Raw genomic sequence first — 25646 nt, forward strand, 5'->3', positions numbered from 1 at the left:
TGACGCATCGTTCACCGGAATTCAGTCGATGCGTGTGCTTCGTTTGCTTGTCGTCCTGCTGTCGTTGTCGGCCGTACTGTGTGTGCATGCCCAGGATCTGGCCGCCACCTGCCATGCCAGCAGCAGCTATGACGTGACCCTGAAGACGGAGAGCCTGCTGTTCGATCGGGCGGCGCCGGCGCCGTTTCACGTTGAACTTCAGCAAGGTGCGCTGCGCACCGACGGTGTCGCCGTGCACCTCAATGCCGAGGATCAGGATCGGCTGGTGCTGTTCGAACGCGAACTGCGCGCACTGGCACCACGGTTGCGCAAGGTGGCGGAGAACGGCTTGGACATGGCGGTGCAGGGGATGCGCGCCGAGGCCGATGGCATGGGTCTGAGCGCCGATACACGTGCCGAATTCAATCGCCGCCTGAGCGCACACGCCAGCGAGCTCAAGCGGCGCATCGAGGTCAGCCGCAGCACGCATGACTGGCAAGGCGATGCCGCCGATCAGGCCATGAACCAGATCGGCGCCGATCTCTTGCCTCTGCTGGCGGCAGATCTGGGTCAGCAGGCGATCAATGCGGCACTGGGCGGCGACATGGATACCGCGGCCACGCTGCGCGACCGAGCGGCGGATATCGCCACCGAACTGCAACCGCGCATGCAGCAGCGCATGCAGGCCTTGCGCCCGCAGATCGAGGTGTTGTGCCCGTCGATCCAGCGGCTCGCCGAGTTGCAGCAAGGCGTGCGCGGCAGCAACGGTCAGCCGTTGAACCTGCTGCAACTGGGGCAATGAGCGCCTTCACTACGCTGTGCGAGCCCCCCAAACGCGAACCGACTGTCGTCCGGTAGATCCACAAGGTTTAGCTGCGGCTAAGTGGGCAAGAGCGACGATGGGGCCGTGTTCCACTCGTGATGCGGCAAAAGCGGCCATGTCGACGTACATCGTGCCATCCACCTGCAATGCCTTGATCCGGCGCAGCATCGACCTGCGCCGGCTCTATCGGCGTGCCGCGATGGCCTGCGAGCCGGGCTTGCGCATGGTGTTGCATGAAAACATGCAGACGCTGGATGTGCTGATCGCCGACCTGCAGGCACAGCTGCGCGCCCACGACGGCAAGCCGAGTGAGCATGGGACCTGGCGCGGCGCCGTCCGCCGCCATATGGCCAGTTGGCTGACGCATGCCGCGCATAGTCGCGACAATGCCTGGATCCGCGCGCTGGCGCATCAGGAAAGTGCGTTGCTGCATGCGTTCGAGCAGGCCATTGCCGACGCGCCGGTCGAGTCCGCACTGGCCTTGCGCCGGCAGCTGCCGCGCTTGCGCGGCATCCACCTGGACATGCATAGCCTGGCCGGTACCGCGCACCACTAAGGGAGGCGAGGATGCCGGTTACAGCGCACGACATCCTGGATTTCTGGTTCGCCGACACGAGCGCCGCGCACTGGTTTGCCGCCGACGCGGCGTTCGATGCGCAGATACGCGAGCGCTTCGGCGGCGCGATGGATGCCGCGGCGGATGGACGGCTGGATGGCTGGGCGGCCAGCCCGCCGGGCTGGCTGGCGCTGTTGCTCCTGCTGGACCAGTTTCCGCGCAACCTGTACCGCGGTGATTCACGCGCATGGGCACAGGACGCCAGCGCACAGCGTGTCGCGTCGTCAGGCATCGCCCGTGGGGATGACCGACGACTGCTTGCGCTGCAGCGCGTATTCGCCTACCTGCCGCTGGAACATGCCGAAGACGAGGACTTGCAGCGGCGATCGGTGGCATTGTTCGAGGCACTCTGCGCGGAAGTTCCGCCGCCGCAGCGTGAACGCTTCGGGGAATTTCTAGACTATGCTCGGCGGCATCGCGACGTGATCGCGCGCTTCGGCCGCTTTCCACATCGCAACGCCGTGCTTGGCCGGACCAGTACACCGGAAGAGACGATTTATCTGGTCGGGCTGCGCGCCGGCTTTTGAATGACAGGGAGAACGACATGCGCCGTCTGTTTCTGGTTCCGCTGCTGGCGCTCAGCCTGAACGTCTTCGCCAGCGACACGCTGCGTGTCGGCCACCAGGTGCTGTCGGTCGGCGATACCGCCGCGCACGCCATCGACCTGCTGGGCACGCCGGCCTACAAGGAGCCGCTGCAGAACGAGTTCGGCGCGTATCGGGGCGAGCGCTGGCAATACAGCCGCGACATGGGCCATGTGGTCGTGGTGACGATCATCGCCGGCAAGGTCGCCGCGATCGAGGACCACATCGAGGAACATCACGACTGAGCCGATGCCGGCGCAGCGGAACGGATTTTCCGAATTCAACCAACCAGCCAGGGAGAGGGTCATGCGTCGGAGTCTCATCGTCGTCCTGTTCGCGTTCAGCGCCGCGGTCCAGGCGTCCAGCACCTTGCGCGTGGGCAACCAGGTGCTCACCGCCGGCGACAGCAGCGAGCGCGTCACCGAACTGCTGGGCAAGCCCTCGTCGAAATCGCACAGGCGCGTTCCACGCAGTCGCGGCAGCGGCCGCGGCGGCGTTCGGGTGGTGAGCAAAGATCGGGGCGGCGAACAATGGCGTTATCGCCGCGACGGTCATGTCACCGTGGTGACTATCGTCGACGGTCGGGTCAGCGACATCGAGGATGACCGGCTCTGAGAAGAGCCGTGTGACGGCATCGGGGCAGCCATGCGATAAATACGCATCACGCCGGAGACCGCCTTGAGCATCCACACGCCCGCCAGCCCCGCGAGCCCGCCAGCAGGGCGCAGTCTCCTGCGCAGCCGTGCGGCGGGCGCACATGTCAGGGTCACCAACATCGAACTGTTCTTCGATCTGGTGTTCGTCTATGCGGTGACCCAGTTGTCGCACACGCTGCTGCATGGGCTGAACCTCATCAACGCCTTGCAGGTGCTGCTGCTGTTCCTGGCGGTGTGGTGGGTGTGGGTGTTCACCAGCTGGGTCACCAACTGGCTCGATCCGGAACGTCCGCTGGTGCGGCTGTTGCTGCTGGTGCTGATGCTGGCCGGACTGCTGCTGTCGATCGCGCTGCCCGATGCCTTCGCGGGCCGCGGCCTGCTGTTCGCCGGCACCTATGTGTTCATGCAGGTGGGGCGCACCTTGTTCATGCTGTGGGCGCTGGGTGACGCCGCACCGGCGAACACGCGCAACTTCCAGCGCATCACGGTATGGCTGGTGAGCTCGGGTGTGTTGTGGCTGGCGGGCGGATGGCTGCACGGCCAGTGGCGCGCGTGGTGCTGGATCGTTGCCCTTGCACTGGAATACATCGGGCCGGCGCTGGCCTTTGCCGTGCCAGGCCTGGGCCGGTCCAGCACTTCCGACTGGGACATCGACGGCGGCCATCTGGCCGAGCGCTGCAGCCAGTTCGTGATCATCGCGCTGGGCGAGTCGGTGCTGGTGACCGGGTCGAGCTTCGCCGACACCTGGTCGCAGCCGCAGGCGCTGCTGGCGTTCGTCAGTGCGTTCGTGGGCAGCGTGGCGATGTGGTGGATCTATTTCGATCTGGGTGCCGAGCGCGGCAGCGTGGCGATCCGGCATGCGCCGGATCCGGGCCGCACCGCGCGGATCGCCTACACATATCTGCATCTGCTGATCGTGGCCGGCATCATCGTCGCCGCGGTGGCCGATGAGCTGACTCTTCGCGATTCCCTGCGACATGTCGATGCGGTCGGCAGCGCTGTGCTGATCGGGGGTCCGGCGCTCTATCTGGCGGGCAATGCCTGGTTCAAGAAAGCGGTGAACAGCACCAACCTGCCGCTGTCGCACCTTATCGGCATGGGTCTGCTGGCGGCACTCGCCGCTGCCGTTGCCTGGCAGCCGCCTAGCGTCCTCGCGCTGGGGTTGGCGACAACCCTGGTGCTGGTGCTGGTCGCGCTGTGGGAGACGGTCTCGCTGCGCCACCTGCGCCAGAAACTGCACGATTCATCGATCTTGTGACGGATGGCGGCCACCGCGTGGCCCATGCCGTCGCGGTCGGGCCGGATGCTCCTGCTCAGGCGGCGTGCCGTCGAGGCGATCGCCCACGCAGCATCGAGCTCGGCGGCGGAGCTTCCGATTTCTCCTGCTAGGCTGATCTCCGGTTTTTTCTGCGGGAGACCAGGCCATGCACGATATTTCCGCCGCGTCGGTGGCGGCAGCTCCGATGACACACGATGTTTCCGCCTACACCGATCAGGCGGTGCAGATGGGGCTGCGCCTGATTGGCGCACTGCTGGTATTGCTGGTCGGCATGTGGGTCGCGCGTCGACTGGCGAATTTCGCCCAGGGTGCCCTGGGTCGTGCCAGTTTCGATTCCACGCTCAGCGGGTTTTTGCGCAACCTGATCTACGGCGTGCTGGTCGCTCTGCTGGTGGTCACGGCGCTGGGCGTGCTGGGCGTGCCGTCGGCACCGATGGTCGCCGCGCTCGGCACCGCGGGGCTGGCGATCGGACTGGCGCTGCAGGGCTCGCTCAGCAACCTGGCCTGGGGCGTGCTGCTGGCGGTGTTCCGGCCATTTCGGGTCGGCGATTACGTCACCGCAGGTGGCGTCGAGGGCACGGTGGGAAGCCTCAACCTCATGCACACCTTGCTGATCCTGCCGGACAACCGCGAGGCGATCGTGCCGAATGGAAAGATCGGCAGCGACGCCATCGTCAACTTCAACCGGCGCGGCACGCGGCGCTTCGAACTGAAGTTAGGCATCGCCTACCGCGACGATGCGGACAAGGCGATCGCAACGGTCTCCCGGCTGATCGAGGCGGACGGCCGCGTCCTGAAGGATCCGGCGCCGACCGTGTCGATCGAAAGCCTGTCCGGCCAGACCGTGAACCTGGTGTTGCGCGGCTGGACCAGCAGTGGCGACAACGGCAGCGTGCAGGCCGACCTGTGGCGGGCGATCAAGCAGCAGATCGACGCGCGGCGGATCAGCGCGCCGGTGGGGCCGCAGGAGGTCACGCTGGTGCGGGCTGTGCCGTCACCGACAAAAGCGGACTGAATCTACTGCAGCGTCACCGCGCGGCGGTTGTCGCTGGAAACCTTGTCGATCAGCTCGTTGTACGGGTCGATGCCGGCTACCGCGGGCCGGCTGTCGACGGTTACGATGATCGTGCTGTCGCCGTCCGGCAGCATGCGTTTTTGCAGATACAGCGGCTTGCCTTCCGCGCCGGCATCCGGCGAGGCGGCGAACACGCCGATCTCGATCGGGATGTCCGGCCTCGCCGCGGTCTCCCTGCCGGTGCCGTCGACATAGACCTTGCCGGCGTGCACGTTCATGGTGACTTCGTACTTGCCGTTCGGCAACTTCTTCGCGGTGGCGCCGGTGATGCGGTTGTCGAACAAGGTGATCTTCCAGAAGAGGTCATCCAGCAACGGCTGCCACTTCGGCCCGACGGCCCCGGTCAGCGCGTCCATGAATTCCTTCGAGGTGGTGTACGGCGGCTGCTGGAAACCCTTGTCGATCAGGAACTGCTTCAGCATCGCGTCGAGCGTGGCCTCGCCGACGTAATCCTGCAGCGCATAGAACACCAGCGAGCCCTTCTTGTAGTGGATGTATTGCTGGTTCTCCACCTTGGCCAGCGGCTCCTCGGCCAGTTTCTCGGTGGCGCGCCCCGTCAGATAGCCGTCCAGTTCGTACTTCAGGAACTTGTGCATCTGGTCTGCGCCGTACTTGTGCTTCATCACCATCAGCGCGGAATACTGCGCCAGCGATTCGCTGAGCATGGTCGAGCCCTGCATGTTCGCGCCGATCACCCGGTGCGCCCACCATTGGTGCGCGACCTCGTGCGCGGTGACGTAGTAGACGTAGTCGATCTTCGTCTTGTCGCGCAGGTCGGCGATGAATCCGATCGACTCGGAGAACGGGATGGTGTTGGCGAACGACTGCGCGAAACTGGCGTAGTTCGGGAACTCCAGGATGCGCAACTGGTGGAACTGGTAAGGCGTGAAGTTCGCGTCGTAATAATCCAGCGCGTCCTTGGCGCCCTGGATCATCCGGTCCACGTTCCACGCATGCGCCGGGTTGTAGTACACCGCGATGTCCACGCCTTTCCACATCTCGTGCTTCACCGCATAGCGCGCCGAGAGGTAGGAGAAGAACGGCAGCATCGGCTGGTCCACCCCTGCTTTAGTCAGCCCGCCTCGAGTCATGGTGTAGTGGAAATAATGCCGGCCGTCGGCCATCCATTCCTTCTGCAGATAACCCGGCGCCACCGCGATCTGGTCGGCGGCGGTGGAGACGGTGGTGTCGAAGCTGATCCAGTCCGCGTCGTTGCTGATGTAGGTGTTCGCGCGGGCTTTCTCGTCGCCCAGCTTCGGCATACGCGGCACTTCGGCGGAGAGGCCGTATTTGCGGCGGTCATTGCGGTCGGTGAGCTGCTCCCGAGTCTGGTAGCCGAACTGCGGCATCACGGTATTGTTGAAGAAGGTGCCGTTACGGGCGAGGAAGCTGCCTTCCGGGCTGTTGGTGAAACCCCTCGGCGCGTATTCCAGCGTGAAATCGAAATCCATCGATGCGCCAGGCGCCAGCGGGGTCTTCAGCCGGTAGATGGTGTAGCCGAGATTCCTGTCGGCGCTGACGGTGTCGTGCGGCGCGAACGCCAGCGACTTCAGCTCGAAGCCGTCGGTGTAGTTCACGTGCAGTTCTCCGATCGGTGCGGCGGTCTTGTTGACCAGGGTGTAGTGGCCGCGGATATCCAGCTTGCGCCGGTATGGATGGATGTCCACGTCCGCCTTCACCGCGGTGATGCGCGGCTGCGGCAGGTCCTTGTACTTCGCGTACTTCTTCTCGTAATCGGCGTGCCGCTTCGTCTGCGCCGCGCTGCTCTGGTAGTGGTTGAGCACGTTGGTGTTGTAGTAGATCCAGATGCCGCTGGCGATGAAGGCCAGCAACGCCGCGGCCAGCGCGACCTTCGCCGGTGCGCGCAGGCGCGCCCGCGCCTCGCGCAGCCGGTCATGCCAGGCGTGGTCGGTGCCGCGCACCCAGAACAGTGCGGCCAGCACCAGCAGCGCCACCGCGCAGCTGGCCCAGTAGAAGTCGAACCAAAGCGCAGCCTGGAGGAAATGGCCGAAACCGCTCATGTCCGAATACGGCACGTCCGGCGCGCTGCCGTAGTTGTACAGATTGTGGTTCCAGTGCAGCAGGCCGAAGCCGATCGTGCCGAGCACCAGCCATACGATGGTCAGCAGGTAACCGAGGAACTTGTCGTTCGACATCACCTGCAGGAACAGCGCCAGCGCGGCGAGCAGCACGAACGGGACCGCATCCAGGGCCAGTGTCGCCAGATACAGTCCCGGCTCCAGATGGGTATAGCCGTGGCTCAACTGCCAGCCGATGCCGACTACGGCGCCAACCAGCAGAAACGTTGCGATCACCGCCAGCAGCGCGCCCAGCTTGGCGATCAACGGTACCCAGTCCGGCACCGGGAAGGCGTCGCTGACCTCTGCCGAGCACTGGCTGCGTTCGCGCCATACCAGCTCGCCGGCGTAGAACGCGATGATGATGTACAGCAGCCACTGGAAGCTGCCATGCACGCCTTCCAGCACCTGATGCGTTACCGGCCAGGTGGCGGTGCCATAGATCTGGCTGGACAGCGCCAGCGCGAAAAACAGGTTGAGCAGACCCAGCGCCAGCATGATCAGGAACGGCACGCCGCGCAGCACGCCGAGCGTGTCGAACGCAAACTGCGTGCGCAGTTGCGACAGGTGCGCCCGCAGGTCGGCGGCCAGTCGCACCCTGGGCGTGATCAGCGTGGCGGCATGGGCTTGCGGAAGCAGCATCGGCGGCTCCGCCCGCTGCCTGCGTCGCGGCAGCTGCAGACCTTCGCGATCGGGCCGGAACAGCGCCACGGTGGCCCCCAGCATGGCCACACTGACGGCGCCCCACAGCAGCCGGTTGAACAGCAGCACGCCGGACAGCGCCGGCAGCTCGTGATTGGCTTGATCCGCCGACCAGTAGCGCGTGACCAGGGCCAGGGTACGGCCGCCGAACGGATCGAGCATGGCGGCGATGAAATGGTTGTTGACGTCCCGGGTCAGCAGGCCGACGATGAAGTTCAGCACGATGTAGACGATCAGGCCGATGTAGGTGGCCAGCAACGAGCGGGTGACGGACGCGATCAGGAACAGCAGCGCGGCCATGAACAACATGTCCGGCATCACTATCACGCCGAAGGCCCAGGCATAACCATGCCAGCTGGCCGGGCCGAGCCGCTCCGGATCGATCCACGGCATCATGCCGCCGACCGCGATGCCCAGCGCGCAGGTCAGCATGATCGCCAGCGCCGCCAGGTAGCCGGCCACGAAGCGGCCGCCGAGATAGGCCCCACGGCTCATCGGCGTGGTGAAAAACAACTCCGAGGTACGCTGGTCGAAATCGCGCAGCGCCGCGCCGGCGACGAAGATCGTCACCAGAAAGACGCTGAGCACGGTGAGCACGCTGAGCAGCCGGACGATCACCATCGGGGCATTGCGCAACACGTTGCCGCTGGCGCCGCCGACGATCACCGCGTCGGTGCTGACCAGCGCAAACGCGATCGCGCCGAATATGGCGGCGACGATCCAGAACAGCGGCGCCTTCAGCTGCTGGCGCAATTCGAATCGGCAGATCTCGAAAAATGTGGGCTCGAAGAACATCGTTATTCCCGTCCGCGGTATCGGAAGAAGCTGGCGCGCGTCAGGCGGCCCTGGCCGTCGCCTGCGCACGCAGGCGGCCGAAGTAGACGTCTTCCAGATCGGGCGCGACGGGTTCGAAGCCTTCTCCCGGAAGGGAGTCGGCCAACACGTGCAACAAGGTGCGTCCACCGGCGAGGCGGGTGGACAAGATGTTCATGCGGGCGCGGTAGCCATCGAGTTCGGCCTTGTCGATCATGCGGCGCCATACGCGGCCATCCAGCGAACGGATTGCCTCGACCGGCTCGCCGGTGAGCAGCACCTGGCCCTGGCCGATGATCGCCATGCGCGAGCACAGGTCGGTGACGTCCTCGACGATATGCGTGGACAGGATCACCACCACGCGTTCGCCGATCTCCGCCAGCAGGTTGAGGAAGCGATGGCGCTCCTCCGGATCGAGGCCTGCGGTGGGCTCGTCGACGATCACCAGGCGCGGGTCGCCGATCAGCGCCTGGGCGATGCCGAAGCGCTGGCGCATGCCGCCGGAGTAGCTGCCGAGCTTGCGCTTGCGCACGTCCCACAGGTTCACCTGGCGCAGCAGCGACTCGACCAGTTCGCGCCGCTCGCTCTTCACCGTGGCGCCCTTGAGCACGGCGAAGTGTTCCAGCATGGCCTCCGCCGAGACCTTCGGATACACACCGAACTCCTGCGGCAGATAGCCGAGCAGGCGGCGGGTGGCCTGTTTGTCGGCCAGCAGGTCCAGGTCGTCGAGCTCGATCGTGCCCGTGTCCGGATCCTGCAGCGTGGCGATCGTGCGCATCAGCGAGGACTTGCCGGCGCCGTTCGGGCCGAGCAGGCCGAACATGCCATTGGGGATATCCAGCGACACGCCGCGCAATGCTCTTACGCCGTTGGCGTAGGTTTTCGACAGATCGCGAATCGTCAGCATGCTTGCTTCCTGTGCCGCGTGCGGCTGGTCTCGAGAATCAGGTTACGGCATGGATCGGGGCGGTGCGTGCGCTCAAGGTCATGCATACGCATGCGCATGGTTGGCGTCGAATCGGGAAAATCGCCAGGTCCGGGGATACGGATCGGGCCTGCCTTCGCTATGATTGAAGCCTTGTCCGCGACCGCCATCCCCGAGCGGTACGCCACCGCCATTTGCAGGAGTCATTCATGGCCGATCTCAAAGAAGCCCGCGTTCCCGACATCGGCCACGCTGACGTCCCCGTCATCGAAGTACTGGTCAAGGTCGGCGACCGGGTCGAGAAAGAACAGAGCTTGATCACGCTGGAGTCGGACAAGGCCACGATGGAAGTCCCCGCGCCGTTCGCCGGCACGGTGAAGGAATTGAAACTGAAGGTCGGCGACGAAGTCTCCGAGGGCGCCGTGATCGCCTTGATCGAGGCCGACGATGCCGCTGCCCCGTCGGCCCCCAAGGCCGAAGAAGCGCCGAAGCCGGCGCCTGCACCCGCAGCGCCGGCTGCACCGAAGGTCGAAGAAAAGCCCGCGCCGATCGCCGGCCAGGGCGTACAGCCGGGCAACGCACCGGAAGGCGACGTGCCGCCGTCGGCGCGACCGCCGCTCGACGCCAGCATCGTGATGCCCGGCGACGCACCGTATGCCAGCCCGGCGATTCGTGCCTTTGCGCGTGAGCTGGGCGTCGATATCCAGCAGGTGAAGGGCAGCGGCCGCGGTGGCCGCATCCAGCGCGAAGACGTCAGTGCCTACGTGAAGCACGCGCTCGCTTCCGGCGCGCGTCCGGTGGCCGGCGCTTCCGCCTCGATCGGCGGCTTGAGCCTGCTGCCGTGGCCGAAGGTCGATTTCGCCAAGTTCGGCGAAGTCGAGGAGAAGCCGCTGTCGCGCATCCAGAAGATCTCCGGCGCCAACCTCGCGCGCAACTGGGCAATGATCCCCCACGTCACCCAGCACGACGACGCGGACATCACCGAGCTGGAGGCCTTCCGCAAGAAGCTCGGCGAAGAGAACAAGGACCTGAAAGTCACCCCGCTGGTGTTCCAGATCAAGGCGGTGGTCGCTGCGCTGAAACAGTTCCCGCAGTTCAACGCCTCGCTGGACGAGTCGGGCGAGAAGCTGATCCTGAAAAAGTATTTCCACGTCGGCATCGCGGTGGACACACCCGACGGCCTGGTGGTGCCGGTGCTGCGCGACTGCGACAAGAAAGGCCTGCTCGATCTGGCGCGCGAACTGGGCGAGATCTCGAAAAAAGCGCGCGAAAAGAAACTCGGCCCGGCCGAGATGTCCGGCGGCTGTTTCTCGATCTCCTCGCTGGGCGGCATCGGCGGCACCGGCTTCACGCCGATCGTCAATGCGCCGGAAGTGGCGATCCTCGGCGTCTCCAAAGCCGCGCTGAAGCCGGTGTGGAACGGCAAGGAGTTCGCGCCCCGGCTGATCCTGCCGTTGTCGTTGTCGTACGACCATCGCGTGATCGACGGCGCGCTGGCCGCGCGTTTCGCCGCGTTTCTGGCGGCCCAGCTGGGCGACATCCGCCGCCTGCTGCTCTGACGGGTCGGTCGATGGCGTACGCCGCTTCCTGCCTCGGCTGCTCCCGCGTCCTGGTTGATCCGGCGCCGCAGGCGGTCGAGCGCGGCGTCCATGAACTGGGCGAGTGGTTGAACTGGGGCGTCAGGTTCGGCGGCGTCAATGTCACGCTCGGCTCGCTGCTGGGAGCGTTGCTGCTGCTGGCGTTGTTCCTGGTCGCCTCTGCGGTGCTCAAACGGTTGCTGCACCGTTACGCGCAGAGCCACGACAACATCAACCAGTCGTCCGCCTACACCGTCGAGCGGCTGGTTCACTACCTGCTGCTGACCGTCGGCGCGTTATGGGCCTTGAGCATCGCCGGCATACCGATGGCGAAGATGACGGTGTTCGCCGGCGCGCTGGGGGTAGGACTGGGTTTTGGCCTGCAGGCGATCTTCAACAACTTCGTCTCCGGCCTCATCCTGCTGTTCGAGCGCAGCCTCAAGGTCGGCGACTTTGTCGAGCTGGCCTCCGGCGTGCACGGCCATGTGCGCGACATCTACATCCGCGCCACCCGCATTTCGACCAACGACAACATCGACATCCTGGTGCCTAATTCGGAATTCGTGAATGGGCGGGTGGTGAACTGGACGCTGCGTGAGGTATCGCGGCGGCAGAAAATTCCGTTCGGCGTGGCCTACGGCACCGACAAGGAACTGGTGAAGAAGGCCGCGCTGGAGGCGGCCGCGGTGGTGCCGTTCACGCTGAGCCTGGACGGTCCGCGCGGGCCGCAGGTGTGGCTGACCGGCTTTGGTGATTCGTCGCTCAACTTTCAGCTGGTGGTGTGGCTCAACGCCGAAGCCACGCGCCGCCCCGGTACCGTCACCGCGGCCTACTACTGGGCGCTGCATACGGCACTGGAAAAATACGCCATCGAGATTCCGTTCCCGCAGCGCGACCTGCACGTGAAGAGCTGGGTCGGGCGCGGGCCGCGGAAGCCCGTGGAATCCTTCGGTGTCGGCGGGGCGGCAGGCGACGGCACGATAGACAACGACGCGGCGCGTGACGTCGCGCGCGATATTGCCGAGGAGTCGGTCAACCGGCGTGGCTCCTCATCCGACAAAGAACCGGGCGCGGCTCGCTGACGTCCGCAACAAGCAAAGGAAATACGACATGGCCAACACCATCGACATCAAGGTTCCGGATATCGGCGGGCACGACAACGTGCCGGTCATCGAAGTGCTGGTGAAAGTCGGCGACACGGTGGCGAAGGAACAAAGCCTGATCACGCTGGAGTCGGACAAGGCGACGATGGAGATTCCCTCCAGCGCCGCAGGGGTGATCAAGGAGTTCAAGCTCAAGGTCGGTGACGAGGTTTCCGAGGGTGCGGTGATCGCCGTGCTGGAAACCACGGGCGAAGCCAGTGCCGCAACCCCCTCTCCCTCCGGGGGAGAGGACCGGGGTGAGGGGACAACCTCGCCGAATAGTTCAAAGAAAGCAGATGGCTCTGGCAGTTCCCCCGCGAGCACCAGCCACTCGCCTCGATCCTCCCCTCAGGAGGGAGAGGAGGCGAAGGTGCCGCAAGCGGCGGCTTTATCAGGAAAAGCGGCAGACATCGAATGCAGACTGGTCGTGCTCGGGTCCGGCCCCGGTGGCTACACCGCCGCGTTCCGTGCCGCCGACCTCGGCGTGGATACTGTATTGGTCGAGCGCTACGCCACGCTCGGCGGTGTCTGCCTCAACGTGGGTTGTATCCCGTCCAAAGCGCTGCTGCATGCCGCTGCGGTGATCGACGAGGCCGCCGCGATGACGGCGCACGGCGTCACGTTCGGCAAGCCTGCGATCGACATCGACAAGCTGCGTGGTTTCAAGAACAAGGTGGTCGGCCAGCTCACCGGCGGTCTCGCCGGCATGGCGAAACAGCGCAAGGTGCGCACGGTCGAAGGCAGCGGCGCCTTCGTGTCGCCGAATGAAATGGAAGTCCGGACGAAGGATGGGGTGAAGCTGATCCGCTTCGAACACGCCATCATCGCCGCCGGCTCGCAGTCGGTGAAGCTGCCTTCGTTCCCGTGGGACGACGAGCGCATCGTCGACTCTACCGGCGCGCTGGAGCTGACGGGCATTCCGAAGAAATTGCTGGTCGTGGGCGGCGGCATCATCGGCCTGGAAATGGCCACGGTATATGCCGCGCTGGGCAGCGAAGTGACCGTGGTCGAGTTCATGGACCAGCTGATCCCCGGCGCCGATGCCGACCTCATCAAGCCGCTGGCGCAGCGCATCGGCAAGCGGCTCAAGGGCATTCATCTCAAGACCAAGGTAGTCGAGGCCAAGGCCACCAAGAAGGGCATCGAAGTCAGCTACGAAGGTGACAGCATTCCCGCCACCACGTTGTTCGACCGCGTGCTGGTTTCGGTGGGTCGCTCGCCGAACGGCGGCAAGATCGGTGCCGACAGGGCCGGCGTCGCGGTCACGGAGCGCGGTTTCATCAACGTCGACTCGCAGATGCGCACCAATGTGCCGCACATCTTCGCGATCGGCGACCTGGTCGGCCAGCCGATGCTGGCGCACAAGGCCACCCATGAGGCGAAGGTCGCCGCGGAAGTCGTCGCCGGCCACAAGAGCCACTTCGACGCGCGGGTGATTCCGTCGGTCGCCTATACCGATCCGGAAATCGCCTGGGTCGGCGTGACCGAGCGTGAAGCCAAGGAAAAGGGCTTGAAGATCGGCGTGGGCAAGTTCCCGTGGGCTGCCAGCGGCCGCGCGATCGGCATCGACCGCACCGAAGGCTTCACCAAGCTGCTGTTCGATGAAGCCACCCATCGGGTGGTCGGCGGCGGCATCGTGGGTGTGCATGCCGGCGACCTGATTTCCGAAATCGCGCTGGCGATCGAGATGGGCAGTGAGGCGGCCGATATCGGCCTCACCATCCATCCGCATCCGACCCTGAGCGAGTCGGTGGGCATGGCAGCGGAGGCGTACGAGGGCACGATCACCGACCTGTACATGCCGAAGAAGTAGGCGGAGGCGGGCGGACCATGCAAAAAGCCCGGACACTGTCCGGGCTTTTTGCTTCCCGCCAACCCTTATTCCGTGATGGCAGGGATGCCGTGTGATGAAGGAAGTGCGGCGATCAGGCCTTGCCGCCGCCCGCTTCCTCCGGCAGTACCTGCTTCAACTGCGACTCGACCTGCTGCAGATGCGACTGGGTTTCGGTCGACGTGATGATCATCTGGCGCAGCACGGACAGGAATTCGATCGGATCGACCTCGCGCCCCAGGTCGATCCGGGTGCGCAGCGTCGCCATCCGCGGCGCGTCGAGAAACAGCGTGCTGTCCTGGGTCATCCAGCTCGCCGCGTCGCGCTGCTTGCTGTAGGCGGCGGAATACTCGCTCAGCGCGGTGCGGTCCATCCAGGTGACTGACTGGTTGGCCACGGCGACGTCCCACGCCTGATTGCCGAAGATCGGCCAGTCGAGGCTGAGATTGAACGCGTTCTTGAGCGCCTGGATATGCTGGTTGATCGCGGCATCGGTCTTGCCGTCGCGCACATCCTTCGCGATCGCTTCGTCGAGTTGCTGCAGCGAGGCGAGTCGCTGCTGGTTCCGTCGATGCGCATTGTGCACATCGTCCAGATTCGCCCGCAGCTCCGCCGTGATCTGGCGGCTGGCCAGTTCGGCGGCGTGGCTATGGTGGGCGTGTTCGATCCACGCCTCCAGCCCCAGCGCGGTGAGGATGCTGAGCACGATCATCAGATAGTGCCTGGCGAAATCCTTGAGGCCGCGCATGGGCCGTTCCGGCACTTCGAAATGCATGGGTCGCTCCGCACAGTGGATTGGCGAACGCGAAGCTTACCCGATCCCGATTCGTGCGAGGCCGCGGTCCGATGGCGCCATTCGGCGCATGAACCGTCGCGATATGCCACGCAACCGGCTGCGGAAGGGTTGACCGGATCGTCACGTCAGTCCGGCTATTCCTGTGCCTTATCGAGACGGAGAAAGCCCATGAACAAGTCACGGATCCTGGTGGCCTGGCTAGTCCTGGCCTTGCCTGCGCTCATCGCGGCGCCCGCGCGGGCGCAGGAGCGTCACCATCGCGTGGTCTGCGAGAACGTGCAGGTCAAGCACAACGGCTCCAAAGATACTCATCGCATCATCGGCACCGGCATCGGCGCGGTCGCGGGCGGACTGCTGGGCCACCAGGTGGGTGGCGGCAAGGGCAAGACCCTGGCCACGGTGGGCGGCGCAGTGGCCGGCGGTTATGTCGGCAACCGCGTGCAGAAAAGCGCGCAGGATCGCAAGGCTTACTACACCACCGAACGCCGCTGCCACGACGTCTACGATTGACCGGCCAGGCCCGATGGTCGGGTCGGTCGCATGTTTCGATTCGTGGACCTGATTCGCCTCGAACCCCAGTCTCCGGGAGCGAGGTTTTCAACCGTTCACCCCGAGCGTAGGCCGTCAGGCCGGAGCCGAAGCGCGAACGGGGAAAGCCAACGGGGGGTTCGACGCTGAACAGGTCTGTGGAAGGCGCAGCCTGTTCGCCGTACGCTTCGTCATTCCTTCGTCGATCAATCCAGGCCCGCCCGATGACCTTGAAGATATGCCTTGCCGGCGCCACCGGCTGGGCCGGTTCCGAACTGGCCCGCGGCATCGCCGCCGCCGATGATCTGCAACTGACCGCCGCAGTGGCGCGACGGCATGCGGGGCAGCTGCTCGGTGCCGTGCTGGACGAGCCGAAGCTCGCCGTCGACCTTTCGGCCAGCGCCGCCCAGGCATTGGCGCATCCTTGCGACGTCTTCGTCGAATACACCCGGCCGGAAAGCGCGAAGGCCAATATCCTGGCCGCGCTGGAACACGGCGCGCACGTGGTGGTGGGCACGTCGGGCCTCACCGACGAGGACTATGCTCAGATCGACACTGTCGCGCGCGAACGCGGACGCGGCGTACTCGCCTGCGGCAACTTCGCGCTGACCGCGGTGCTGCTGATCAAGTTTGCCGAGATGGCGGCGAAGCTGATCCCGCAATGGGAGATCATCGACTACGCCTCCGCGGGCAAGCCGGATGCGCCCAGCGGCACGGTACGCGAACTGGCCGGGCGGCTGGGCAAGGTGCGCCAGCCGCGGTTGCAGGTGCCGCTGGAACAGACCGTCGGCATGTGCGAGACACGCGGCGGCACGCTGGCCGGAACTCAAGTGCACGCGGTGCGCCTGCCTGGCTTCGTGATCGGCGTAGAGACGATTTTCGGCATGCCGGATCAGACGCTGACCCTGCGCCACAACGCGGGCAGCAGCGCCAAACCTTACGTGGACGGCGCGCTGCTGGCGATCCGCAAGGTGTCCGGCCTGGTCGGCCTGCATCGCGGGCTGGATGCGGTGCTGGAGCTGTAATGCACCCATGTTGCGGGGCGGTAGGAGCGCACCCTGTGCGCGATGATCTTCGTCACGTCGCCGAAAAAAAACATCGCACAGGATGCGTTCCTACGGGTGATCTGTGTAATTTCGTTAGCACAGCTTGTGCGCGCGGGACGGCCGGTTCAGTTCGCCCGTCCCTCTGCATGCCGTTGCCATTGCCCCAGCAGCCAGGATGCCCCGAGGCAGCCGATCAGCGCCAGCAGCCAGCGGGTGGCCGATGCATGCGGGGCGGGCAGGATCGCGACGAACGACGGCAGCCATGCGTCGCCGTACATTGCCACCACCGCACCCGCGGCTACGACAAGGACGGTCGCCAACGCCAGCAGCAGCGTGAATTCGAACCGCGTGCCGGATGCCACGCTGCGGGCCGCCGGGCTGGCCGCGATCCGCCCAGCGAGCTGCTGCGCGAAATCCACAGGCAGCGCGTGCGGCTGCGGCTCGCGCAAGGCGCGAGCGAGCAGGCGGTAACGCCGCGTACGTGCATCGTCGTTGATGGAATCGAGCTGCAGGCGTTCGCGCCGCATCGCGCTTTCCTGCGCCAGCCATTCGCGTTCGTGGCTCGCGTCGTCGAAGGGAGGGGGAACGTCGTTGATGGGGCGAGGGTCGATGTGCCGATTCATGCCGCAACTCCTGTCCGCGTTTCGAGCACGCCGCGCAGGCGCAGTCGTGAGCGGAACAAGTGACTCTTGATGGTACCGCTGGCCAGCCCGGTGATCCGGGCAATCTCCGGAATCGGAGTTTCGTCGAGGTAATACAGTGTCAGCAAGGTGCGTTGCAACGGCGGCAGCGATTCGATCGCCGCATGCAGATGCTGCACCGTCTCCTCATCCGAGCAGGCTGCTTCCAGATCGAAGCCGTCGCCGATGTTCTCCACCAGCGCGTAGTCGTCGCCGTCATCGCCGCGCTCGACCAATGGGATGCGCTTGTGCTGCAGGTGGCGCAACGCGATGGTGTAGGCCACGCGCCCGATCCACGATTTCAGCGCGCTCTCGTAGCGGTATTGATGCAGGCACTGATGCACGCGCAGGAACGTGTCCTGGCACAGCTCGCGCGCGTCCTCGGGGTTGCGCACCATGCGCTGGATGATGTGCCAGCACAGTCCCTGATACTCGCGGATCAGGCGCTCGAACGCCCCCGGCCGATTGGCCAGCACGGCGTCGACCAGATCGCGGTCCGGGCTGCTGCGAATGTCATCCATGGCGCAAGGGATACGCGCATCGTGGCAACGGTTGCAAGTGGGTTGCTGCAACCGCCGTGGGATTGGCTGTATCTCTGGTCCCGACAGTCGGTCATCCCGCAACCACTCCCTAGGAGAGCTCCATGAATTTCGGCGACCTCATCCCGATCAGCCTGTTTATCTGCATCGCCTATTCCATCAAGGTCTGTGTCGACGCGATGGTGCGCCGGCATATGGTCAACGCCGGCGGCTCGGAAGAACTGGTCAACTCGGTCCTGCGCGACGAGCAACAGCGCCGGCGCCATTCCTCGTTGCGCTGGGGCATCGTGCTGTTGTCGGTAGGGCTCGGCTTCGGCCTGATCCAGTGGTTCGACTGGCGGGAAGTCACGCCCGGTCTGATCGCCGTGCTGGCGGGCGCGACCGGCCTGGGCAACCTGGCGTTCTTCGCGATTTCGCGCCGGATCGGCTAGTCGCGTTCGACGTGCCGTGCATCGGTCGGTTGAGCTCGCCATCCTCAGCAGATATTCCCCCGCAGCCTTGCCGGAAGGAAAGCTACTTTGCATCCCAAAATCCTGGTCGCCTTGCTTGCGTTATGCGTATGCTTCAATTCGATATCCGCAGTTGCCCAGACGTCTTCCTTTCAGTTCCTGGAAAAGCCGGGGCCGTATCCGGTAGGGCTGAAGGTCGTGAATCAGTATGATCACTCCCGCAGCTTCCCTTCGGCACCCGGAAGCTCGGGAACATCTTCCGCAGGCCATGGTGACCGCCCATTGCAGACGCTGATCTGGTACCCATCGTCAGGCAGTGCGGCTCGGCCTATGACAGTGGGCGATTACGCCCGGCTGGCGGCTATGGAAATCCGCTTCGACATTCCTGCGGCAGCCAGCAAATGGGCGGCATTGTTGATGGGATCGTCAAACGTGCCGCTGTGGGCCGTGCGTGATGCTCCGTTGGCAACGGGGCACTTTCCTGTGGTCATTTATGCGCCCAGCGACTCATCGGTTGCGTGGGAAAACGCGGATCTCTGCGAGTACCTCGCCAGTCACGGTTACGTGGTTCTGGCAAGTCCGTCCATGGGGGCATCGACGCGCGACATGACCGACGATCTTCCAGGCATCGACACCCAGGCTCGCGACATCTCCTTCCTGATCAGTTATGCCAAGACACTTCCGGACGCCGATCTGTCGAAGGTGGCGGTGGCTGCATGGAGCTGGGGCGGCATCTCGAGTCTGTTTGCCGCGGCACGAGACCCTCGCATCGATGCGTTGGTGGCGATGGACGGCAGCATGCGCTATTACCCCGGACTGGTGCAGAGGGCTGCGGATGTACGGCCTGATCGAATGACCCTGCCGCTGCTTTTCTTCACGCGGGGATATCTCAGTCTCGAGGACTGGGACGGTTTCAATGAAGACGGCAAACTGGGTCCAAACGTTCTCAACCAGTGGATCCATGGCGACCTTTTGGCCGTACACATGCTGGGCATGTCCCACCCCGAGTTCAGCTCCATGATCGAGCGCAAACACGATACAAAACGCTTTGCGAAGAACCAGACCGCGGATTACGACCGGGACGATGCCAATACGAGTTATGCCTGGGTTGTTCGCTATACCGTCAATTTCCTCGACGCTTACCTGAAACACGATGCTGCCGCGGCTGCCTTTCTCAAGAGAACCCCGGCCGAAAACGGCGTCCCCAGGCACTTCATGGCTGCAAGTTTTCGCCCTGCTCAAAAGAGTGGGTCTCCATCCGGCACCGGCACAGTGTCAGGCCCCTGACGGGGTGCGCATGGAAGGCATGCCAAGCAGAGGAATATAGGTGCTGCTTTCGACGACCGGTTGAGCCTGCCAGACCTGACCGGTCGCCTTGCCAGGCTTATTCCGGAACGATGTCGAACAGATCGGTCTGCGCGTGGTAACTGTCCTGCTCCACGAAACCAGCCAGGCCCACGCCGACCAGGCGGTAGCGGCTGTCGGCAGGACGCTCGACCCGATCGCGCAGCGCACAGGCGATATCGGCCAGCTCTTTGGCTGATTGCGGCCGTTGCAATGGCGTCAGGCTGCGCGTGAGCGTGTGGAAGTCGGAGGTCTTCAGCTTGAGCACGACGGTGCGCGCCACGCGCGCGTGTTCGCGCTGATGGCCGGCCCAGGCCTTTTCGGCGAGCCGGCGGATGTGCGGTTCGAGTTCGTCGAGCCGCAGATCGTGCTCGAACGTATCCTCGGCGGAAACCTGCAGGGTGGGACGCTCGGGCTGCACCGCGTGTTCGTCAATGCCGCGTGCCAGTTCATGCAGGCGCCGGCCCCAGCGCCCGAAACGCTGCTCCAGTTCCGCCAGCGCAAACCCGCGCAGTTCGCCGACGCTGGTGATGCCGAGCACGGCGAGCTTCGCCTCCATCACCTTGCCGACGCCCGGCAGACGGCCGACCGGCAGCGGCATGAGAAACGCATCCACCTGGTGTGGACGGATCACGCACAGGCCATCGGGCTTGTTCCAGTCCGAGGCGATCTTGGCGAGGAACTTGTTCGGCGCCACGCCGGCCGATGCAGTGAGCTGGGTCTCTTCGCGGATTGCCGCGCGGATTGCCTCGGCGGTGGCGGTCGCCGAGGGCAGGCCAGTCTTCGTCACGGTGACGTCGAGATAGGCTTCGTCCAGCGACAGCGGCTCGATCAGCTCGGTATGCCGCGCGAAGATCTCGCGGATCTGGCGCGACACCGCCTTGTAACGCACGAAATCCGGCGGCACGAAGATCATCTGCGGACATAGCCTTTCTGCGCGGATCGCCGGCATCGCCGAGCGCACACCGAACACGCGGGCCTCATAACTGGCCGCGCACACCACCGAGCGCGCGCCGCGCCATGCCACCGCCACCGGCTTGCCGCGCAGACTCGGGTCGTCGCGCTGTTCCACCGACGCGTAGAACGCATCCATGTCGACGTGGAGAATCTTGCGTGGCGGGGAAGGCAAGCGCGCTGCCGGATGAGTGGGGAACTCCCTCATTCTAGCGATTGACGGACGCACCGAGGCGCCGGACCTTCACGTCGGCTCATCGTCGCTGCACGTAATGTCCATTCACATGGATCGGGCCTGATCGGCTTGCGTTGACGACATGACGGGATGGCGATGAACACGTTGACACGCGACCTTCGTGCAGAGCAGGCGCCGGCATGGTCAGCCATGATCGAGGCGGGCCGGCGCGCGTTCGGGGCGTTGATCGGGCAGCCGGCGTTTCTGTGCCTTGCTGTCGAAGCGGCGCCGACGCGGAGGCAGCTGCAGATTTCTCTCGTGCACGACACCCACGACCGGGTGATCGCGCATGCATGATCCGCTCGCCACGACGTTGGGCGTGCGGCAGCCAGTGACCGTGCCGCGGGTGGGTACGATGGAGCGCCTCCCCAGATGGATAGGCCTGGTGCCGATGGTGCTGAATTGGTGCCGGCTGGGTCTGCGTCATCGCAGCCTGACGCTGCCCTCAGCCGCCAATCCGCAGATCACTGCCGGCGGCCTGGTGGGCGACACCAAGTCCGAATACCTCGCCGGCATGGGCGCGCATGCGCGTTCGAAGGTGGCGCCGTACGTGATGCTGCGGGCCGAAGGCGGCGACATGCTGGCGGCCGCGTTGTCGGCCATGGGCGAGGCCGGCCTGACGTTTCCGGTGGTGGCCAAGCCGGACCTCGGCTGGTGCGGTTACGGTGTGCGCCGGCTCGACGATACGCTGGACCTGGCCGATTACCTTGCGCGTTATCCGGCCGGCGAGTCGCTGATGCTGCAGCGCTACCTCGACGAGCAGGGCGAGGCGGGCATTTTCTACGTGCGCCATCCGGGCCAGCCGGCCGGCTGGCTGCTCGGGATACTGTTGCGCCACTACCCGCAGGTGAGCGGCGATGGCGCCAGCACGGTGGCACAGTTGATCGAGGCCGACGCGCGCCTGCATCGCGCGGTACGCAACCGGCGCGAGCACGAGTGCCGCCACGATCCCGACGAGGTGCCGGCCGCCGGCGATACGGTGCGGCTCTCGCTGATCGGCTCGACCCGCGTCGGCGGCCGTTACGAAGACGGTTCCGACTCCGCCACGGCGGAGCTGACGGCCGCGATCGAAGCGGTCGCGCGCGACATGCCGCAATTCCACGTTGGTCGCTTCGACGTGCGCTACAGCACGCTGCACGACCTGCGCTGCGGACGCTTCACCATCATGGAGGTGAACGGCGCCGGATCCGAGGCGGTGCATGCGTGGGATCCGAAGTATTCGTTGTGGCAGGCCTATCGCATGGTGTTCGCCAAGCAGCGCCTGCTGTTTGCGCTGGGTGCGGCCAATCGCGCGCGCGGGCATCGGCCGATCGGCATGCCGGCGCTGGCGCGGCATTACCTGCGCCAGCAGCGATTGATACGACGCTATCCGCCATCCAACTGAGCGCTCAATGCCGCCGGCGGATTTTGGGCAAGGCCTCGAACACGGCCAGCGCGGCGCAGGCCAGCACGAATGGCAGCAGGCTGTAGGTCAGCCGGTAGCACACGATCGCCACCAGCAGGTCTGCGCGCGCCTCGGCCGGAAACGCCGCCAGCATGATCGTCTCGAACACGCCCAGTCCGCCCGGCGAATGGCTGACGATGCCGGCCAGCACGGCGCCGACATAGACCGGCAGGAAGTCGATGAACGGCGGCGCCATGCTGGCCGGCAACAGCACATAGAGCGCCGTGATCGCGGCCAGCATCTCCACGCCGCCGATCAGCATCTGCGCCGCCGCGATACCCGCGCAGGGAAACGCCAGCGTCCAGTGCCACACGCGCAACGTGCGCGGACGCCGCGCGAGCCAGACCGGCAGCACGGCCAGCAGCACGACCAGCACGATGCCGGGCAGGCGGCCCCAGCCGTGCGTGATCGCCGGCTGCCAGCACAGCGCGCCGGCGATCACCACGGCGAAGCCCAGTCCCACGCCTAGCCCGGCCAGCCCCACGATGCGCGCGATGTCGCCGGCGCCCACGCCGGCCGTCGCATAGATGCGATAGCGCAACGCCGTGCCGGTGATCGCATGGAAGCCGAGCGTGTTCGCAATGCCCTGGGTGACGGCGCCGGCGAACGCGGCCAGCGCGGCGGACACGCGATCGGGCACCACGGTGCGCGCCGCCAGCACGTCGAACATCGCCAGCATCGCCAAGCTGACCGCCGTCGCCGCGACCGAGTACGCGATGCGGCGAGCCGGCAGCTGCGACCAGGCGGCAGTCACATCGCGCCAGGCGATGTGGCTCAGGTAGCGGTGCAGGATCCACGCCGCTGCGCCGAGCACGGCGAGGAATCCGCACCACGACAGGATCCGCAGCCAGCGCGACGAGGGGCTGGCGGTCGTGCCGAACGCCTGCGGGTCCGGCCCGTGCGGCATCTCAGAGCGCACCTGCCAGCGCGGATCGCCGGATGCCGGCGAGGCGCTCGGCCACATCCTGCGCCAGGCGTTCGGCTGCCGCGGGATGCGCGGCGAGATACAGGAACGGCTCGATCAGCTCCAGCTCCATGATCAGGAAGCGCCCGGCGCTGATCACGCCATCGACGCGCACATAGGCGTGCCCGCCATGACTGAGCGCGGCCACGGCGACGAGTGCGCGCTCGGCTGCCGCCAGCGTGGCAACATTCGGCTGGACGGGTTCCACGCTGCCGCCGAATTCGTCTTGTACGCGATAGTCGCCGGTGGCCGGGCGCTTGATCACGGCATGGCTGAACTCGCCGGCGAAATACAGCAGCGACCATTCGCCGTCGCTGACGATCTCCGGGACGAACGGCTGCACCAGATAGTCGTGCTCGCGCGGCAGCCGCGTCACCGCGGCGGCAAACGACGCGTCGCCGACGGTGCCGCGCAGCGTGTGCCACGCGCTGCCGCTGATGGTCGGCTTGATCACTACCTGCTGCCCCGGCATCGCTGCCAGCACATCGGGCAGCCCGGCTGCGTTGGTCAGCCGGGTTGGAATGATCGCAACACCGCGCTGGGCCAGTTCGAGCAGGTAGCGCTTGTCGCTGTTCCAGCGCAGCAGGGCGCGGTCGTTGATGGTGGGCACGCCCAGCCGGTCGAGCCGGTCCAGCCAGTCCAGGAACGCTGCATGGTGCTTGAAGTAATCCCAGATGGTGCGGATCAGCACCGCATCGAACCTCGACCAGTCGACCTGCGGGTCATTCCACACGCAGACGATGAGCTGGACGCCGAGGCGTTCCAGCGAGATCGCCAGGTGGGCGTCGTCCGGCTGGATCGAGGGGTAGTCCGCGGAAGTGGCGATGGCGAGCTGGCGGGTGGCAGCGGAGTTGAACATGGCGGCGTCTCCAGGTAAGTGGAAAGGGCGCCCTTGCGGCGGAATCGCCTACCAAGCGTGGCGGACTGATGTCCGCTGCAGCACCCCTCGGCAGCGATGACGCAGCGAGGTTGCTCGCGGCGCCATGAACCGGCAGCGCATGTCGCGCCGCCGGCGACAGTCTTCCGGTGCGGCCCGCGCTTGTCAATTTGCCGAAACAGCGTGCGGCGCGAGGATGTGCCTCACGGGACTGGCCGAAACGGTACGGACAATGGCAAGGTAGCCGGCATGCTGACCGAACCCGCCAATGCTTATGCCCGTCGCCTGAACACCTGGGACGCCGCGATGATCGTCATCGGCGGCGTGATCGGGGCGGGCATCTTCATCACGCCGGCCACGGTGGCGCAGAACACCTCGTCCGGCACTCAGGTGCTGATCCTGTGGGCGATCGGCGGCCTGCTGACCCTGGCCGGCGTGCTCTGTTACGCCGAGCTCGGCGCGCGGCGACCGCAGGCGGGTGGCATCTACGTGTACCTGCGCGAGGCGTTCGGCCTGCTGCCGGCATTCCTGTTCGGCTGGACCATGGCGTTGATCAATTATCCCGGCAGCGTGGCCGCGGTGGTGACGAAATTCGCCGTCTATTTCTGCCGGGCGCTGGGCCTGGACCGGCTCTATGAAATGCCGGTCGCGGTCGGCGCGATCGTGTTCATCGTCGGCATCAACCTGTTCGGCATCCGCGCCGGCGCCTGGATGCAGAACATCTTCACCGTGCTGAAGGTGATGGCGATCGCGTTGCTGGTGGTTGCCGGCATGGTGCTGGCGCATGGCCAGCTCGGGCTGGTACTGGTGCCGGATACCACGCAGCCGGTGTCGTCGTGGGCCTTTGCCGGCGCCTTGCTGCCGGTGCTGTTCGCGTATGGCGGTTTTCATTACCTCAACGATCTCGCCGGCGAAGTGCGCAACCCGCAGCGCACCCTGCCACGCGCGCTGGGCATGGGCATGATGGGCGTGGTGGTCTGCTATCTGCTGGTCAACTTCGCCTACCTGGCCGGGCTCGGCCATGCCGGTCTCGCGGTCAGCCCCGCGCCGGCGGCGGATCTGATGCAGAAGCTGTTCGGCGCGCACGGCGCCACCGTGATCGAGATCGGCATTGCCTGCTCCACCTTCGGCTACTGCAGCATCGCGATCGCCGGCGGTGCACGCGTGCTGCAGACGATGGGCGCGGACGGCGTGTTCTTTCGTGCCACCGGCCACGTCGATCCCCGCACACGCGCGCCGCAGATCGCGCTGGTAGTGCTCGGCTTGTGGGCGATCGTGCTGACCGTGTCGGGCAGCTTCAACCAGCTGCTCAACTACACCACCGTGGGCGAGTGGCTGGGCCACGTGTTCGGCATCGGCACGCTGTTCTGGTACCGCAAGCACTTCATCGACCAGCCGGCACCGTACCGCGTGCCGTTCTATCCGCTGCTGCCGCTGATCTTCGTGATCACCGTCTTCGGCGTGATCGTGGCCAGCGCGATCCACGCCCCGGGCGACGCGGGCATGAGCCTGCTGATCATCGCGCTGGGCGTGCCGGTGTACTACGGCTGGCAGTGGTGGTCGCACAAGCGCCCCTAACACCCCCGTAAGAGACTTCCCGTCAATACCGCCCGCTTGATGCTCTTGCCTTGAGCTTTCAGGCTTTCGCTGGCCATCATGTTGTCCTCTGTGTTGCGTCGTGCATGTCAGTGCGTGCGGCGTTGAACGTTG

Annotated in this window: 25 protein-coding genes and 1 riboswitch; of the genes, 17 read left to right on the forward strand and 8 right to left on the reverse strand. The window is 65.6% G+C overall.

Annotated features, from left to right (window positions below; genetic code table 11):
- Positions 1 to 28: 28 nt before the first annotated feature.
- The 7 genes from ACFPPB_RS17180 to ACFPPB_RS17210 all read left to right on the forward strand — a co-directional run bounded on the left by ACFPPB_RS17180 (position 29) and on the right by ACFPPB_RS17210 (position 4952).
- Entirely contained in the window at positions 29 to 781 is a 753-nt protein-coding gene (locus ACFPPB_RS17180; RefSeq protein ID WP_377329329.1) for a DUF2884 family protein, read from the forward strand.
- Positions 782 to 917: 136 nt separating this feature from the next.
- Complete coding sequence (locus tag ACFPPB_RS17185) at positions 918 to 1358, forward strand: DUF2383 domain-containing protein (protein WP_377329331.1); 441 nt, start codon at positions 918 to 920, stop codon at positions 1356 to 1358.
- An 11-nt stretch (positions 1359 to 1369) separates the two neighbouring features.
- Positions 1370 to 1945 carry a DUF924 family protein gene (locus tag ACFPPB_RS17190; protein ID WP_377329333.1) on the forward strand — a complete coding sequence of 192 codons (576 nt, stop codon included), beginning with the start codon at positions 1370 to 1372 and terminating at the stop codon, positions 1943 to 1945.
- 17 nt (positions 1946 to 1962) lie between these two features.
- Positions 1963 to 2247: a DUF2845 domain-containing protein gene (locus tag ACFPPB_RS17195; protein WP_377329335.1), complete on the forward strand. Its 285-nt coding sequence runs from the start codon at positions 1963 to 1965 to the stop codon at positions 2245 to 2247.
- 61 nt (positions 2248 to 2308) lie between these two features.
- Positions 2309 to 2617: a DUF2845 domain-containing protein gene (locus ACFPPB_RS17200; protein ID WP_377329337.1), complete on the forward strand. Its 309-nt coding sequence runs from the start codon at positions 2309 to 2311 to the stop codon at positions 2615 to 2617.
- Between the two features lie 63 nt (positions 2618 to 2680).
- A complete protein-coding gene (locus tag ACFPPB_RS17205; protein ID WP_377329339.1) occupies positions 2681 to 3916 on the forward strand; it encodes a low temperature requirement protein A in 1236 nt (411 codons plus the stop codon).
- 166 nt (positions 3917 to 4082) lie between these two features.
- The gene (locus tag ACFPPB_RS17210) at positions 4083 to 4952 is read left to right on the forward strand and encodes a mechanosensitive ion channel family protein (protein WP_377329341.1); all 870 of its coding nucleotides are present in this window, start codon (positions 4083 to 4085) and stop codon (positions 4950 to 4952) included.
- A 2-nt stretch (positions 4953 to 4954) separates the two neighbouring features.
- Here ACFPPB_RS17210 and ACFPPB_RS17215 read toward each other — a convergent pair whose 3' ends face one another.
- Together ACFPPB_RS17215 and ACFPPB_RS17220 are read right to left on the reverse strand one after the other, a co-directional pair.
- On the reverse strand, positions 4955 to 8587 hold the full coding sequence (locus ACFPPB_RS17215; protein WP_377329343.1) for an ABC transporter permease/M1 family aminopeptidase: 3633 nt from the start codon (positions 8585 to 8587) through the stop codon (positions 4955 to 4957).
- 40 nt (positions 8588 to 8627) lie between these two features.
- A complete protein-coding gene (locus tag ACFPPB_RS17220; protein WP_377329345.1) occupies positions 8628 to 9512 on the reverse strand; it encodes an ABC transporter ATP-binding protein in 885 nt (294 codons plus the stop codon).
- A gap of 227 nt (positions 9513 to 9739) precedes the next feature.
- Here ACFPPB_RS17220 and aceF point away from each other — a divergent pair, with 227 nt between their 5' ends.
- Genes aceF through lpdA form a run of 3 tightly spaced genes read left to right on the forward strand, consistent with a single transcriptional unit; the run spans position 9740 to position 14062 of the window.
- Complete coding sequence (gene aceF, locus ACFPPB_RS17225) at positions 9740 to 11089, forward strand: dihydrolipoyllysine-residue acetyltransferase (RefSeq protein ID WP_377329347.1); 1350 nt, start codon at positions 9740 to 9742, stop codon at positions 11087 to 11089.
- An 11-nt stretch (positions 11090 to 11100) separates the two neighbouring features.
- Entirely contained in the window at positions 11101 to 12189 is a 1089-nt protein-coding gene (locus ACFPPB_RS17230) for a mechanosensitive ion channel family protein (RefSeq protein WP_377329349.1), read from the forward strand.
- Positions 12190 to 12217: 28 nt separating this feature from the next.
- The gene (lpdA, locus tag ACFPPB_RS17235) at positions 12218 to 14062 is read left to right on the forward strand and encodes a dihydrolipoyl dehydrogenase (protein WP_377329351.1); all 1845 of its coding nucleotides are present in this window, start codon (positions 12218 to 12220) and stop codon (positions 14060 to 14062) included.
- Between the two features lie 112 nt (positions 14063 to 14174).
- On the opposite strand, the gene ACFPPB_RS17240 is transcribed toward lpdA, so the two are convergent.
- The gene (locus ACFPPB_RS17240; protein WP_377329353.1) at positions 14175 to 14855 is read right to left on the reverse strand and encodes a hypothetical protein; all 681 of its coding nucleotides are present in this window, start codon (positions 14853 to 14855) and stop codon (positions 14175 to 14177) included.
- 189 nt (positions 14856 to 15044) lie between these two features.
- On the opposite strand from ACFPPB_RS17240, the gene ACFPPB_RS17245 reads away from it, so the two are divergent.
- Positions 15045 to 15386 (forward strand): glycine zipper 2TM domain-containing protein, encoded by a 342-nt coding sequence (locus tag ACFPPB_RS17245; RefSeq protein WP_377329355.1) that lies wholly within the window; start codon positions 15045 to 15047, stop codon positions 15384 to 15386.
- Positions 15387 to 15628: 242 nt separating this feature from the next.
- Entirely contained in the window at positions 15629 to 16429 is an 801-nt protein-coding gene (dapB, locus tag ACFPPB_RS17250) for a 4-hydroxy-tetrahydrodipicolinate reductase (protein ID WP_377329357.1), read from the forward strand.
- A 146-nt stretch (positions 16430 to 16575) separates the two neighbouring features.
- Here dapB and ACFPPB_RS17255 read toward each other — a convergent pair whose 3' ends face one another.
- Together ACFPPB_RS17255 and ACFPPB_RS17260 are read right to left on the reverse strand one after the other, a co-directional pair.
- Entirely contained in the window at positions 16576 to 17073 is a 498-nt protein-coding gene (locus ACFPPB_RS17255) for a hypothetical protein (protein WP_377329359.1), read from the reverse strand.
- On the reverse strand, positions 17070 to 17651 hold the full coding sequence (locus tag ACFPPB_RS17260) for an RNA polymerase sigma factor (protein WP_377329361.1): 582 nt from the start codon (positions 17649 to 17651) through the stop codon (positions 17070 to 17072). Before ACFPPB_RS17260 ends, ACFPPB_RS17255 begins: the two co-directional genes overlap by 4 nt.
- Before the next feature lie 122 nt (positions 17652 to 17773).
- Between ACFPPB_RS17260 and ACFPPB_RS17265 the strand changes: the two genes are divergently transcribed.
- Together ACFPPB_RS17265 and ACFPPB_RS17270 are read left to right on the forward strand one after the other, a co-directional pair.
- Positions 17774 to 18100, forward strand: a complete 327-nt coding sequence (locus tag ACFPPB_RS17265; protein ID WP_377329363.1) for a DUF6249 domain-containing protein — start codon at positions 17774 to 17776, stop codon at positions 18098 to 18100.
- Positions 18101 to 18187: 87 nt separating this feature from the next.
- The gene (locus ACFPPB_RS17270; RefSeq protein WP_377329365.1) at positions 18188 to 19405 is read left to right on the forward strand and encodes a dienelactone hydrolase family protein; all 1218 of its coding nucleotides are present in this window, start codon (positions 18188 to 18190) and stop codon (positions 19403 to 19405) included.
- 97 nt (positions 19406 to 19502) lie between these two features.
- Here the strand turns inward: ACFPPB_RS17270 and dinB are convergent, their stop codons facing one another.
- Complete coding sequence (dinB, locus tag ACFPPB_RS17275; RefSeq protein ID WP_377329367.1) at positions 19503 to 20624, reverse strand: DNA polymerase IV; 1122 nt, start codon at positions 20622 to 20624, stop codon at positions 19503 to 19505.
- A gap of 117 nt (positions 20625 to 20741) precedes the next feature.
- Here dinB and ACFPPB_RS17280 point away from each other — a divergent pair, with 117 nt between their 5' ends.
- Both ACFPPB_RS17280 and ACFPPB_RS17285 read left to right on the forward strand, forming a co-directional pair.
- Positions 20742 to 20948, forward strand: a complete 207-nt coding sequence (locus ACFPPB_RS17280; RefSeq protein WP_377329369.1) for a hypothetical protein — start codon at positions 20742 to 20744, stop codon at positions 20946 to 20948.
- Positions 20941 to 22035, forward strand: a complete 1095-nt coding sequence (locus tag ACFPPB_RS17285; protein WP_377329371.1) for a hypothetical protein — start codon at positions 20941 to 20943, stop codon at positions 22033 to 22035. Before ACFPPB_RS17280 ends, ACFPPB_RS17285 begins: the two co-directional genes overlap by 8 nt.
- A gap of 4 nt (positions 22036 to 22039) precedes the next feature.
- On the opposite strand, the gene ACFPPB_RS17290 is transcribed toward ACFPPB_RS17285, so the two are convergent.
- A complete protein-coding gene (locus ACFPPB_RS17290; protein ID WP_377329373.1) occupies positions 22040 to 23002 on the reverse strand; it encodes a putative bifunctional lysylphosphatidylglycerol flippase/synthetase in 963 nt (320 codons plus the stop codon).
- A 1-nt stretch (position 23003) separates the two neighbouring features.
- A complete protein-coding gene (locus tag ACFPPB_RS17295) occupies positions 23004 to 23918 on the reverse strand; it encodes an ATP-grasp domain-containing protein (RefSeq protein WP_377329375.1) in 915 nt (304 codons plus the stop codon).
- An 18-nt stretch (positions 23919 to 23936) separates the two neighbouring features.
- A riboswitch (S-adenosyl-L-homocysteine riboswitch) is annotated at positions 23937 to 24013 on the reverse strand.
- Positions 24014 to 24185: 172 nt separating this feature from the next.
- Between ACFPPB_RS17295 and ACFPPB_RS17300 the strand changes: the two genes are divergently transcribed.
- A complete protein-coding gene (locus tag ACFPPB_RS17300) occupies positions 24186 to 25514 on the forward strand; it encodes an APC family permease (RefSeq protein ID WP_377329377.1) in 1329 nt (442 codons plus the stop codon).
- The last annotated feature ends 132 nt before the right edge of the window (positions 25515 to 25646 follow it).

The organism is Rhodanobacter terrae (assembly GCF_042657005.1).
Lineage (GTDB): Bacteria > Pseudomonadota > Gammaproteobacteria > Xanthomonadales > Rhodanobacteraceae > Rhodanobacter > Rhodanobacter terrae.